Below are 12,391 nucleotides of genomic sequence, written 5' to 3' on the forward strand. Positions count from 1 at the left end.
TCCCTAAATATGCCATATCAGGGATGTACTTCCGTGAGAGATGGCTCACGCCCTACTTGACGATGCCTTTCTCCTTCAGCCACGCTGCTGCGGCTTCCTTGGGTTCCTGCTTCTGGCTTCCGCTGACTGCCCGGTTAAGGTCTATAAGGTCCTCGGTGGTGAGGATCCTGGAGACGGCGTTCAGGGCTTCCTTGGCGGCGTCGGTCATTTTTGAGGTGTTGTACAGCGGCAGCACCTGCTGGGCTTTGAAGTTGTTCTTGGGGTCCTCCAGAACCACAAGGTCGTTGTCCTCGATCGACGGGGTGGTGGTGTAGATATCGGCCACCTGCACCTCATCGGTCAGCAGGGCCTGCAGCGTGAGGGGCCCGCCGCCGTCGGAAAATGGCTTGAGCTCCTTGAGTTCGCAACCGTAGTTCTTCTTGAGACCCGGCAGGCCGTACGCGCGTGTTTCGAACGTGGCCGGCGCAGCCATGGTCAGCTCAGGGCAGTGCTCGGCCAGGTCTTCGATGCTCTTGGCCTGGTATTTTTCCGCAGTGGCCTTGGTGACCACCATGGCGTCCTTGGACTCGGCATTGGCCGGTTCCAGCACGGCCAACCCCTCCGGCAGTTTGTCCGGCAGCGCCTTGTAGACGTCTTCCGCGGACACCTCCGCCGCTTCTGTGTCCACGTACGAAAGCAGGTTTCCGGAGTAGTCGGGAACCAGGTCCACGGAACCGTCCTGGACGGCCTTGAGGTAGATTTCCCGGGACCCGATATTTGGCTTGGTGCTGGCGGTGATGCCGGCCTCGTTGAGGGCACCCGCATAGATCTCGGCGATGATCTGGCTCTCCGGGAAGTCGGCCGAGCCGACCACCAGCGGAGCCCCTGGTGTGGCTGCAGACGTGGTGGTGGGTGTGGACAGCGGGTCTCCACCACAGGCGGTCAGCGCGAGGGCTACACCGAGGCCGGCAGCCAGGCCGCCGAATCCCCGGCGCGTGATGGAGTTGCTGTGCTGATTTTTCATTGAGTTCCTCCTGGGACAGAGGCTGCTGCTGGCGCGGCAGCCTTGGGGTCGGTATCCGCGGCGTTGCTCTGCGAACGACTGGTATGCGAAGTAGTGGAAAGTCCGGGCGACATGACCAGCCGCTGGATAAGGGCGAGCAGCAGGTCCACAACAATGGCCAGCGCGGCGATCAGCAGCGACCCTGCCAGCATCCGGGGAAAGTCCTGCATCAGCAGGCCGTCGAAGAGATACCGGCCCAGCCCGCCCAAGGGAAGGTAGGCAAAAACCGACACTGTGCCGATCACCTGAAGCACGGCCGTCCGTAAGCCTCCGAACATCACTTGCAGCCCGTTGGGGATCTCAACGGATCCCAGGATCTGGCGTTCGGTCATGCCCATGGCCCGGGCGGCGTCCACTATTGCCGGGTCTACGCTGGAGATTCCCGCGTAGGTGCCTGCCAGGAGCGGCGGCACCGTGAGGATCACCAAGGCCCAGACGGGCGGCATCAGTCCGGTACCGGCCAGCAGCGCGAAGAGCACCAGGAGGCCCAGGGTGGGCAAGGCCCGCAGCGCACCGGCAACCGCGACGGCGGCAACCCGGCCACGCCCGGTGTGTCCGATATAGAGGCCAAGCGGAATGGCAATGGCGGCAGCGATCAGCAGCACCAGCGCGCTGTACTGAAGGTGCTCCCCCAGCCGCGCGGGGATTCCGCCGGAGCCGCTCCAATGCAGCGGGTCCGCCAGCCAGGCCAGGGTGTCAGTAAAGACGTTCATTGGCCCGCCCCGCTGTGGACCGGGGCCTCGGCGAGGTAGGCGGCCGATGGAGTACCGGCTTGACTACGGCCGGCGGCAACCCGGGTCCACGGGGTCAGCAGCCGGTCAAGGAACACCAGCAGGGCGTCCATCATCAACGCCAGGAGGAGGATGGCCACGATCCCGATCACCACCTCGGCAGGAAAATTCCGTTGCAGGCCGTCCGTGAAGAGGCGGCCCAGGTTCTCCACTCCCAGCAGCGCGGCAACACTCACCAGCGAAATATTGCTGACCGAGACCACCCTCAGGCCGGCAAACATCACGGGCAGCGACAGGGGCAGATCCACGGCGAAGAACCGGGGAACCGGCGGGTATCCCATGGCGGTGGCTGCCTGCCGGAGGTCATCATCCACGGAATCAAGCGCGTCGATGGCGGCCCGCACCAGGAGCGCCACGGCATAGATAGTCAGCGCCACCACCACGTTCAGGGGGTCCAGGATCCGGGTTCCGAGAATGGACGGCAGGATGATGAACAGCGCCAGGGAAGGGATGGTGTAAAGCAACGAGCTGACGGTCAGGATGAAGGACCGGAGCGCCTTGGAACTGCGTGCCAACTGCGCCAGCGGAACCGAAATCAGCAACCCGGCAACCATGGGGACCACGGCCAGCACCAGGTGCTGCACCGCCCGGTCCAACACCAATGCCCGGTTCTCCACCAGCCAGTCAGCCCAGCCCATCAGAGGGCCGCCTCCCGCCGTTGCCGCTCAGACTCGATGGCTTGCAGCACCTCTGGAGCTTTGACGACGCCGGCCAGGGCACCATCCGGATCCACCGCAACTCCCAGCCCGGACGGGGAAGAAAGCGCCGCGTCCAGTGCCCGGCGGAGGGAATCGCCCTTGCTGAACAGCGAGCCGCCGGCCACCATTCCCGACGCTCCGGGCGGCACCCAGCCCAGGGGCCGGCGTCGGGCATCAATGACCAGGCGCCATGTTCCGGAAGGCTGGAGTCCGCGGAAAAGGTGTCCGGGGGACGCCTGGCTTCCGTCAACGGTGACGACGTCCGCCGGGTGGATGGCCACGGCATCCGCGGGTGAAAACCCGAGATGCCGGAAACCCCGGTCACGGCCAACAAACGAGGCCACGAAATCATTAGCCGGCGAGCGCAGGATCTCCTCCGGGGTGGCGTACTGGGCAAGGACCCCGCCTACCGCGAAGACGGCCACCTTGTCCCCCAGGATGGTGGCTTCGTCGATGTCATGCGTGACAAAAACAATGGTCTTGGCCAGGTCCCGCTGGAGGCGCAGCAGTTCCTGCTGGAGCTCATCCCGGACCACGGGGTCAACGGCACTGAACGGCTCGTCCATCAGCAGCACCGGCGGGTCCGCGGCGAGCGCCCGCGCCACACCAACGCGCTGCTGCTGGCCTCCGGAAAGCTGCGCGGGATAACGTCTGCCCAGCGTGGAAGCCAGCCCAACGACGTCGAGCAGTTCCGCGGCACGTTTCCGCGCCGCCTGCCTGGGTACGCCGTTCAGCCTGGGCACGGTGGCGATGTTGTCCAGAACGGTGCGGTGCGGCATCAGCCCCGAGGACTGCATGACGTAGCCCATGGAACGGCGCAGCTGGGCCGGCGGCACCGAGAGCACATCCTTGCCGTCCACGGTGATGGACCCGGAAGTGGGTTCGACCATTCTGTTGATCATGCGCAGGGAGGTGGTCTTCCCGCAGCCGGACGGTCCCACAAAGACGGTGATGGTGCCCTGGCTGATTGACATGCTGAGGCGATCGACAGCAGGCTGGCCACCCTGATACTGCTTGGTGACGTCGTGGAACTCAATCATGGCTTCGGCCATCCCGCGCGTTCCTATCTGTTGAGGCATCGAACAGACTTCCACTCTAACCATTCAAAGACCTGCCACGCGGTGATTCGACAGCCTAGAGTTGAGGCGTGACCAATTTGGAAACCAGCCCCCAGCAGCAAGTATGTCCGCCAGGCAGCACCCACGTCGCAGGTCCGTGCGTGGAATTGTGGCCGGAGCGCCAGGTTCCCCTGGGCGGAGTCCGGGCCATGGACGTCCGCCGGACCCTGCCTCAGCGGGGACTTCCCACGGTGGGCGCCTGGTGCTTCCTGGACAGCTTCGGACCCGACCGGACTGCCATGTCAGTGCTGCCGCACCCGCACATCGGGCTGCAGACTGTCACCTGGCCGCTGGAGGGAAAGGTCCGGCACAGGGACAGTGTTGGCAGCGATGTTGTGGTCCGTCCCGGCGAGCTGAACATCATGACCGCCGGGCACGGGGTGTCGCACTCGGAATTCGCTGTGCTGCCGGAAGAACCCGAAGATGCTCCCGACGGCGGCGACTGGCTTCCCATGCAGCGTGGCCTTCAGCTGTGGGTGGCACTGCCGGACTCCGACCGCCACCGCGAGCCGGCCTTTGAACAGCACAAGAACCTGCCCGAGGCGTCCGGGCCGGGATTCCGCGCCACCGTGATGGTGGGCAGCCTGGCCGGTGTCACCTCGCCCGCCGTGATGTACTCGCCGATCGTCGGTGCAGACGTGGTTGCAGACGGAGATTTCGCGCTGCCCCTGGCCGGGGACTTTGAACACGCGCTGCTGGTCCTGGACGGCGGCCTGGTGATCGACGGGCAGGACGTTGAGCCCGGTCCGCTCGCCTATCTGGGGCTGGGCCGTACTGAACTGCAGGCGCAGGCCCGCCCGGGCACCCGCTTCCTGCTGCTGGGCGGTGAGCCCTTCGAAGAAGAACTGCTGATGTGGTGGAACTTTGTGGGCCGTACCCACGATGAGGTGGAGCAGGCACGCCTTGATTGGGAGGGCCAGTCGGAGTTCAGCCCCCAGGAGGCGGCCGCGGCCCGGTACGGCTATGTGGAAGGACACGGGCCCGACGCCGGAAGGGAAGCCGGGCGCATCCCGGCACCTCCGCTGCCGGGTGTCCGGTTGACGCCGAGGACCCGGGGGCCCCGGCCTGAAGCGGGCCCCCGGCCCTGAGGCGGGCAAGCTAAGGCACGTGCCCCTGAGGTACGTGCCTCAGGGGCGGGTGGGCTGCTACGACCGGCCGCCGCCTTCCTCTTCTTCACGGAGCAATTCCAGGACCCCGAAAACAGGTTCCTGGTCCAGGATCCGGACGTCGATGATGCCGTAGTGGTCCAGGTGCTCGCGGAAGGCCTCTTGGAGGGGCGCCACGTTCATGCCCAGACCGCCGCCCAGAATCACCGGTCCCCTGATGCCCAGCTGGGACAACGTGCCGTACGCCAATCCGGCAAGGTCCTTGCCGGCCTGCTGGAGGAGTCCCTGGCTGGCCTCGTGGCCGGCCAGGGCAGCGTCGACCACGTGGCGGGCCTGCTGGGCCCAGAAACGGCGTCCCGTCTCCGGCGAATGGAACAGGGCAATGAGCTTGTTTGGTTCGTCAAGACTGCAGGATGCCAGGAGCGCTTCGGTCAGCTGGTCAGGTGCCTGACCCTGGTTCATGCGGCGCAGGCTGTGCCGCACCGCTTCCCTGCCCAACCAGTAGCCGCTGCCTTCATCCCCCAGCAGGTAGCCCCAGCCTCCGGCGCGGGCTTCCTCGCGGTGGCTGTTCCTTCCCCATGCGGCTGACCCGGTTCCGGCAATGACGGCAACCCCCGTGGCCGCGCGCCCTGCGGCAAGCAGGAGCCGCGAGTCGTGCACCACGGTCACCTTGGCGTGCGGCGCATTCGCGCTGATCAATGCGGCGAGCGCGGCAGCGTCCTCGGCGGTGTCGATGCCTCCGGATCCGGCAAACACCCGGCTGACCGCGCCACCGCCGATCTTGCCGAACAGTTCCGCGAGGTTTGCCGCCGCCTGCTCACGGGTCACGTTCTGGACGTTGGAGCTGCCTGCCGATTCATTGGCGACGGCGGTGCCGTCTTCGAAGCGCACGCCATGGGTTTTGGTGCCGCCAATGTCGAGCCCGATCACTGTCCCGGGAAGGTGCCTGCCGCCGTCGGAGTTTTGAGCGTTGTTCACGGTCCAAGAGTACTGAAGCGCGGCACGGAACCCTTCACCTGCAGGCGGCGGCGTTTTCGCGGCCGCCGGCAGAGTTCGAGTAGCGTTGGCGCACCTTCTCCGCCCGCGGAGATCTCCGCCGTCGTCCATCCGGCCCGCCCCGGTTTCCCTCTAGGATGACTAGAGACGATCGCTAGGAGGAGCCATGAACGGCAATGTGAGGCCTGGCAAACCGGGGTTTGTGAATCACGAACCGCTGGATGCCATCGATGAAAAGCTGTTGGCTGCCCTGGTGTCCGATGCGCGGATTTCCAACAAGCAGCTGGCGGAACTGGTAGGCATTGCACCCTCCACCGCGCTGATGCGGACGCGCGCGCTCACGGAGCGCGGAATTGTCCAGGGATATGAGGCGAAGCTGAGGCTGTCCGCTATCGGGCGGTCGGTGCAGGCCTTGGTTGCCGTGCGGCTGCGCGCACACGACCGCGACCAGATCGACCGCTTCACCAGCCGCGTTCCGCACCTGCCCGCGGTGCTGTCCACGTTCCACACCTCAGGTTCCGTTGACTACCTGCTGCACATCGCCGTCGCCACAACTGAGGACCTGCGCGACTGGGTGCTGGACAACCTGGCCACTGATCCGGTGGTGGGCCACACGGAAACCACGCTGGTGTTCGAGCACATCCAGGGAAACCACGGACCGCTGCCGGAGCACGGTAGCGCGGAGTAGGCTCCCGAGCTACTGCCTGTTCCGGCAGGCAATGGCGGCCAGAACCATTGCGACCGCTGCACAGAGGCCGGCAAAGACGCTGATGGAGAGGGCCAGGCCGAAGAGGCCGGCGGCCCATCCGAGGCCCAGGACCGGGATCGCGCTTCCGAGGTAGGTAATGACGTAGACGCTGCTGATGATGCGGGCGTGGTTGGCGGCCTCCACCTTGCCGGCCACGGCGTTGAATGCGGTACGGAAGGCCACGCCCTGCCCCAGCCCGGCCGTGATGCTCGCAGCCACCAGCAGGGCAATGTTCGCGTGGGCAGCCGCCACCGGGAGCAGCGCTACGGAGGCGGCAAGCAGCATGAGGCCGCCCACCACGGCCGCGCGTCCCCTGATGTTGAGGAACTGGCTCAGTGCCGACGCCCCCAAGGTCAGCCCGGCCAGGGCGCCAATCGCCACCCGGGAATCGAACCCGAAGGACTGCGCGAAATAACCAGGCGCCAATGACAGGCAGAAACCAAACACGCCGAAGCTGAGGAAGCCGACGGCGGACGCGAACCAGAATGCGCCCCGCGCCTCCCGGGAAACTGCCGGCAGCCGTGGTGCCAGGGCACGCATCCGCTGCCTGGCGTCACGGCCACTGGCTTCACCGGCGTTGATGGCCGGGTGGGCCTTGAGGACGTACAGCGGAACCAGGAGTCCAAGCAGAACCAGTGAGTGCACCACGTACGGGGCAGAGGTGGCGCCGGGCAGGAGGGAAAGCAGGCCGCCAAGCAACGGACCTGCGGCCACGCCCCCGGCGGAGGCCAGCAGCGTAAAGCGGGACGCCCATTCAGGACGGGACGGGAGCAGTTCGCGCAGCGCCGCTGAACTGGCGCCGGTGGCCAGTGCTACGGCGATGCCCTGCAGGGCGCGGCCCACGCACAGCATGGCCAGATTGCCGGCCGTCGCGAAGACAGCGCCACCGGCCAGCCCCACGAGCACCGCAAGGAGCAGCGCCGCACGCCTGCCAATGTGGTCGGACCAGTGGCCTGCCGCAACAAGTGCCGCCACCAGGGCCACCACGTAGCTGGTGAACGCCGCGGAGGTGCCGAAGGCGGACAACCCCAACTGCTGCTGAAGCAATGGGTACAGCGGGGTTGCCAGGTTGGCGCCGACGAGCAGCATAAAAATCACGGAACCCGCCAAGGCAAGCCGGGTGGAGTTGGATGCGTCCCATCCATAACGTCCGACGGCGGGTGCCTGCATCCGGAATTCACTCAAGACAGTCATGTGGTTGCCTCTGCGGGACAGGCTTTGGCGTCCTTGTGGGTCGTTGCAGCCGGTGTACTGGTATTACCTAAAGAATGATGGATCCACTGCGATCCGGACCCTCTTCTTGCGGTAAATTGAGCAAAATAATCAATGATGATTCCCTGAAGTGAGCCGGAGTGACAATTTGAACAATTTGGACCCCACCGACCTGCGCATCCTGCTGGAGCTGATCCGTGACCCCCGCATCCAGATCGGCGATCTTGCCACTGCCCTGGGCATTGCCCGGAACACCGCCCAGGCCAGGTTCCGGCGCCTCCTGCGCTCAGGAATCCTTCACGAGGGCGGACGCGAGATCGACCTCGCAGCGGTGGGGTACGACGTCGTCGCTTTCGTCACGATTGAGGTGACCCACCGGGAACTGGATGGCGTTGTGGGGGCCTTGCGCCTGATCCCGCAAGTGCTGGAAGTGCATGAAATCTCCGGCCGGGGCGATGTCTGGTGCCGCGTGGTGGCCACCGACACCCACAACCTGCAGTCGGCCCTGCGTTCGGTCCTGCGCATCAAAGGCGTCATCCGCACCGAGACGGTCCTGGCACTGCATACCCACATCCCCTACCGGACGGAGCCCCTGATCAGCAGGCTGGTCCAGCCCGGCTAGGATTCCACTATGGATTGGCTCTCATATATCGCCCAGATCAATTGGCTCGCCGTACTGCTGGCATTTGTTGCCAGCATGGTGATTGGCTTCGTCTGGTACATGCCTGCCGTGCTGGGCAACCGTTGGATGCAGGCGATCGGGAAGACCGAAGAGGATCTCAAGAACATCGGCGGTGGCGCCGGAATCTGGCTTCCCATGATCGCCGCAGCGGCCCTCACCGCCATTCTGCTCGCGGTGCTCCTGGCGGCACTGGGCCTGGACACCGCCGTCGAAGGTGGTCTTTTTGCCCTGGTCCTTGCCGTCGTTTTCCGGGCAGGAGGACATGTCATCCATAACGGCTTCGCCGGACGTCCCGTGACCGTCACACTCATCGATTCAGGGCACGACATCCTGGCCATGGCTGCTGCCGGCGTGATCATCGGGGCCATGTCCTGATGACTGCCCGCGGGGGTTGCGCGCTGTGACCATCATCGACAACGCCGTATACGTGGACGGCCGCCGGGTAGCCGAACCGCGGGACATGGAGCAGACGTTCGAAACCCTCGCCGAGCACGGCGGCATGGCCTGGATAGGCCTCTACCGGCCCACGGTCCAGGAGATGGCCGCCGTCGCCAGGGAGTTCGGCCTGCACGAGCTCGCTGTGGAAGACGCCGTCTCAGCCCATCAGCGGCCCAAGCTGGAGCGTTACGGCCAAAGCCTCTTCACAGTCCTCCGGCCCGCCCGGTACGTCGATGACTCGGAGACTGTTGAGTTTGGCGAGCTGCACATCTTCACGGGCCCCAACTTCGTGGTGACGGTCCGGCACGCCGAGATGAGCGGCGTGGGGAAGGTCCGGCAGCGGCTGGAAGCCCGTCCGGAACTGCTGCGCCATGGTCCCGAGGCCGTCCTCTACGCCCTGCTGGACCAGGTGGTGGACGACTACCAGCCCGTCACCTCCGGCCTGCAAAACGATATTGACGAGATCGAGGACCAGCTTTTCAGCGGCGACTCCACCGTTTCACGGCGCATCTACGAACTGGCGCGTGAAGTCATCCAGTTCCAGCGGGCCATCCATCCGTTGCCGGACATGATGCTCCAGCTGGGCAGGGGCTTTGAGAAGTACCAGGTGGGCACCGAGCTCCAGCACAAGCTCCGCGACGTCGAAGACCACGTGGAGCGGGTGATCTCCCGGGCCGATTCCTTCCGCGAACTGCTGCAGAACGCCCTGACGCTTGACGGCACGCTGACGGCAAACCGGCAGAACGAAGCCAGCGCACAGCAAAACGAGCAGGTCAAGAAGATCTCGTCCTGGGCGGCCATCCTCTTTGCGCCCTCGTTCGTAGCCGGCATCTACGGCATGAACTTTGACCACATGCCCGAACTGCACTGGGCCTTCGGCTACCCCATGTCACTCGGAATGATGGTTGCCACGGCCGGGGCAATGTACGCGGTCTTCAAGAAAAAGGGCTGGCTGTAGCATCCCTGCCTGAGCACGAACGTGTTTAGCTTCGGGCGGCGAAGTCCGGAACCCATGATCCTTTTTAGTCGGTTCCCGCGACCCGAAGTTGGACGGGCATGAGTTCCTGCAGTTCGGCCAGCGTGCATCCGAAGGTTTCCCGGACGGTAACGCCCTCGGTGGTGATGAGGAAAACGGCCTTGTCCGTGTACACGCGGGTGACGCATCCGACGCCGGTGAGCGGGTAGGTACAGGACTGGACGATTTTGGAGGCGCCGTCCTTGGTGAGCAGGGTCATCATAACGAAGACGTCTTTCGCGCCGGTGGCCAGGTCCATGGCGCCGCCGACGGCGGGGATGGCTCCGGGTGCGCCGGTGTGCCAGTTCGCGAGGTCACCGGCAGCGGAGACCTGGAAGGCACCGAGAACGCAGATGTCCAGGTGTCCGCCGCGCATGATCGCGAAGGAATCCGCGTGGTGGAAGTAGGAGGCCCCGGGCAGCTCCGTGACGGGAATCTTGCCGGCGTTGATGAGGTCGCCGTCGATCTGGTCCCCCGTGGCTTCGGGTCCCATGCCCAACATTCCGTTCTCGGTATGGAGCGTAATGTTCTGCTCCTGCGTGAGGTAGTTGGACACCAGCGTGGGCTGGCCGATGCCCAGGTTCACGAAGGATCCCGGCGCGATGTCCGTGGCCACGAGGCGGGCGAGGTCCTCACGGCCCATGGCCGTCTCCGAGGTCTGGATGGATGGTGCGGTGCTCATCTCAGGCTGCCTCTTCTGTGCCGACGCCGGTGACGTGGACGATGGTGTTGACGTAGATACCGGGAGTGACGATGTTCTCCGGATCCAGGCTTCCGGTGGGGACTACTTCGGAGACCTGGACGATGGTGTGCTTCGCGGCTGCGGCCATGATGGGTCCGAAGTTCCGGGCCGTCTTCCGGTAGACGAGGTTGCCTTTGCCGTCAGCCTTAAGCGCCTTGATCAGGGCGACATCCGCGTGGATGGGTGTTTCAAAGACGTGGCCGCGCCCGTCGATGATCCTGGTTTCCTTGCCCTCAGCCAGCATGGTCCCGTACCCGGTGGGAGTGAAGAATCCGCCGATCCCAGCTCCCGCGGCGCGGATCCGCTCGGCGAGGTTGCCCTGCGGCACCAGTTCCAGCTCGATCTCCCCCGCCTTGTACCGGGCGTCGAAATGCCAGGAATCGGACTGCCGCGGGAAGGAACAAATCATCTTCCGTACCCGTCCTTCCTTGATCAGCAGCGCCAGGCCCTGATCGCCCTGGCCGGCGTTGTTGTTGACCACTGTCAGGTCCTTCGCGCCAGAGTCCAACAGCGCGTCAATCAGTTCAAACGGCTGCCCGGCATTGCCGAACCCGCCGATCATTACCGTGGAGCCATCCCGGACCCCGGCCACGGCCTCCTGGACCGTCTCTACAAAGCTCAGCATTCCCCTACGCCTTTCCTGTGCCGCCGGTGCTGATGTCCACTCCTACGCTGTTCATGACAAGGTCCCCAGTGGTACAAAAAGGCCCTCCAACCGGCGTTTCCGCGGGATTGGAGGGCCTTTCCTTGTGGAGCTAAGGAGATTCGAACTCCTGACCTCTTCGATGCGAACGAAGCGCTCTACCAACTGAGCTATAGCCCCGGACAACCGCCTGGCGGAGCGTTTCAGCTTCCCGGAGCGGGCCGGCCCCCTAAGGCTATAAATTTTCTCCGCGCATTGCCAACCGGCACGCAACCAGCGCCCTCGCAATAACTCCAGGGCCGCCGTCGGCAATGTGGTGCGTGTCAGGCGCGGCGGCGCTGGAGGACGTCGTCGAGGTTGCTGAGCGCGCTGTGGGATTTCAGGGCGGGAGCGGTAAGCGGTTCGACGGCAGCAGACTGCTTCAGCGTGGTTTTGGCAGCAGCCTTGGGAGCTTCAGGAAGTTCCAGCGGCTCCGGGGCGGGACGCTCGGCCTTGGCAGCATCAACATACACGGGCTTGGGAACCTCCACAGGCTCCCACGGCGTGTTGGAGGGTTCAGCGGCGGCAGGCTTGGCCTCTGCGGAAGGATCGCCGGCGGCCACTGCCACGGCAAGCGCCGCAGCCCGCAGCTCATCAGGTGTGAAGCGCTTGGCGGCCTCCTGGCCGGACTCGGCGTCGAACAGCGCAGGCGACGGTTCCTGCGGCATCTCCGACGGCGCAGACGGTGAAGCTGCAGGACGTGGCGGAACGGCCGCGCTCCGGCCTGATGACATGGCATCCGCGAAGGCCCGCTGGACCTTGGCCCTGCGGCTGCGGACGGCAAGAGTACGCAGGAGGGCGACGGACGCGAAAGTAACAAGCCCCGCGACCAGGGGAACCGTCCCGGGAACCACACCGAACGCCAATAGGATCAGCGTCACGGCAGCAGTCAACAAGGCGAGGAGTCCTACCAGGGCAATCGCGCATCGCCCGTAGCGGATACGGAATGCTGCCGGTGCCGGGGTTGCCTGCACGCCAAATTCGGGTGCGGCGCTCTTCCTGTTGTCCATGACTGTCTCCTGCTGGGCGGCCATGGTCATGACCGTCCCGGCTTGCGGGTCGGGTGAAGGGGCAGAAAATGTTTCCGCCGGTACGATGCCGGCCGCCCCCTGTTGCCGCAG

14 protein-coding genes and 1 tRNA gene are annotated in these 12,391 nt (G+C 65.2%); 5 read left to right on the forward strand and 10 right to left on the reverse strand.

The window, feature by feature from the left end; genetic code table 11:
• Nucleotides 1-52 precede the first annotated feature (52 nt).
• Genes ACPJW8_RS13200 through ACPJW8_RS13215 form a run of 4 tightly spaced genes read right to left on the reverse strand, consistent with a single transcriptional unit; the run spans nt 53 to nt 3,583 of the window.
• A complete protein-coding gene (locus tag ACPJW8_RS13200; RefSeq protein WP_330187550.1) occupies nt 53-1,003 on the reverse strand; it encodes an ABC transporter substrate-binding protein in 951 nt (316 codons plus the stop codon).
• On the reverse strand, nt 1,000-1,755 hold the full coding sequence (locus ACPJW8_RS13205) for an ABC transporter permease (RefSeq protein ID WP_330187549.1): 756 nt from the start codon (nt 1,753-1,755) through the stop codon (nt 1,000-1,002). Before ACPJW8_RS13205 ends, ACPJW8_RS13200 begins: the two co-directional genes overlap by 4 nt.
• Nucleotides 1,752-2,471: an ABC transporter permease gene (locus ACPJW8_RS13210; protein ID WP_330187548.1), complete on the reverse strand. Its 720-nt coding sequence runs from the start codon at nt 2,469-2,471 to the stop codon at nt 1,752-1,754. The genes ACPJW8_RS13205 and ACPJW8_RS13210 overlap by 4 nt, the downstream gene beginning before the upstream one ends.
• Nucleotides 2,471-3,583, reverse strand: a complete 1,113-nt coding sequence (locus tag ACPJW8_RS13215) for an ABC transporter ATP-binding protein (RefSeq protein ID WP_330187547.1) — start codon at nt 3,581-3,583, stop codon at nt 2,471-2,473. The genes ACPJW8_RS13210 and ACPJW8_RS13215 overlap by 1 nt, the downstream gene beginning before the upstream one ends.
• Nucleotides 3,584-3,678: 95 nt before the next feature.
• Here ACPJW8_RS13215 and ACPJW8_RS13220 point away from each other — a divergent pair, with 95 nt between their 5' ends.
• On the forward strand, nt 3,679-4,737 hold the full coding sequence (locus ACPJW8_RS13220; protein WP_330187546.1) for a pirin family protein: 1,059 nt from the start codon (nt 3,679-3,681) through the stop codon (nt 4,735-4,737).
• A 57-nt stretch (nt 4,738-4,794) separates the two neighbouring features.
• Here the strand turns inward: ACPJW8_RS13220 and ACPJW8_RS13225 are convergent, their stop codons facing one another.
• Nucleotides 4,795-5,733 (reverse strand): N-acetylglucosamine kinase, encoded by a 939-nt coding sequence (locus tag ACPJW8_RS13225; protein WP_330187545.1) that lies wholly within the window; start codon nt 5,731-5,733, stop codon nt 4,795-4,797.
• 184 nt (nt 5,734-5,917) lie between these two features.
• Between ACPJW8_RS13225 and ACPJW8_RS13230 the strand changes: the two genes are divergently transcribed.
• Nucleotides 5,918-6,439 carry an Lrp/AsnC family transcriptional regulator gene (locus ACPJW8_RS13230; protein ID WP_330192132.1) on the forward strand — a complete coding sequence of 174 codons (522 nt, stop codon included), beginning with the start codon at nt 5,918-5,920 and terminating at the stop codon, nt 6,437-6,439.
• A gap of 9 nt (nt 6,440-6,448) precedes the next feature.
• Here the strand turns inward: ACPJW8_RS13230 and ACPJW8_RS13235 are convergent, their stop codons facing one another.
• Nucleotides 6,449-7,693 carry an MFS transporter gene (locus ACPJW8_RS13235; protein ID WP_330187543.1) on the reverse strand — a complete coding sequence of 415 codons (1,245 nt, stop codon included), beginning with the start codon at nt 7,691-7,693 and terminating at the stop codon, nt 6,449-6,451.
• A gap of 166 nt (nt 7,694-7,859) precedes the next feature.
• Here ACPJW8_RS13235 and ACPJW8_RS13240 point away from each other — a divergent pair, with 166 nt between their 5' ends.
• The 3 genes from ACPJW8_RS13240 to corA are packed head-to-tail and all read left to right on the forward strand — an operon-like array spanning nt 7,860 to nt 9,789.
• A complete protein-coding gene (locus tag ACPJW8_RS13240) occupies nt 7,860-8,333 on the forward strand; it encodes an Lrp/AsnC family transcriptional regulator (RefSeq protein WP_330187542.1) in 474 nt (157 codons plus the stop codon).
• Between the two features lie 9 nt (nt 8,334-8,342).
• Nucleotides 8,343-8,768 (forward strand): DUF1761 domain-containing protein, encoded by a 426-nt coding sequence (locus ACPJW8_RS13245; protein ID WP_330187541.1) that lies wholly within the window; start codon nt 8,343-8,345, stop codon nt 8,766-8,768.
• Nucleotides 8,769-8,793: 25 nt separating this feature from the next.
• Nucleotides 8,794-9,789: a magnesium/cobalt transporter CorA gene (gene corA, locus ACPJW8_RS13250; protein ID WP_330187540.1), complete on the forward strand. Its 996-nt coding sequence runs from the start codon at nt 8,794-8,796 to the stop codon at nt 9,787-9,789.
• Nucleotides 9,790-9,853: 64 nt separating this feature from the next.
• Here corA and ACPJW8_RS13255 read toward each other — a convergent pair whose 3' ends face one another.
• From ACPJW8_RS13255 to ACPJW8_RS13270, 4 genes are all read right to left on the reverse strand, one after another.
• Complete coding sequence (locus ACPJW8_RS13255) at nt 9,854-10,528, reverse strand: 3-oxoacid CoA-transferase subunit B (protein WP_330187539.1); 675 nt, start codon at nt 10,526-10,528, stop codon at nt 9,854-9,856.
• Nucleotide 10,529: 1 nt separating this feature from the next.
• Complete coding sequence (locus ACPJW8_RS13260; RefSeq protein ID WP_330187538.1) at nt 10,530-11,213, reverse strand: 3-oxoacid CoA-transferase subunit A; 684 nt, start codon at nt 11,211-11,213, stop codon at nt 10,530-10,532.
• A 125-nt stretch (nt 11,214-11,338) separates the two neighbouring features.
• Nucleotides 11,339-11,411, reverse strand: a tRNA-Ala gene (locus ACPJW8_RS13265).
• Nucleotides 11,412-11,554: 143 nt separating this feature from the next.
• Complete coding sequence (locus ACPJW8_RS13270) at nt 11,555-12,280, reverse strand: hypothetical protein (RefSeq protein ID WP_330187537.1); 726 nt, start codon at nt 12,278-12,280, stop codon at nt 11,555-11,557.
• Nucleotides 12,281-12,391: the final 111 nt, after the last annotated feature.

This window comes from Pseudarthrobacter sp. J47 (assembly GCF_049810315.1).
Classification (GTDB): Bacteria; Actinomycetota; Actinomycetes; order Actinomycetales; family Micrococcaceae; genus Arthrobacter.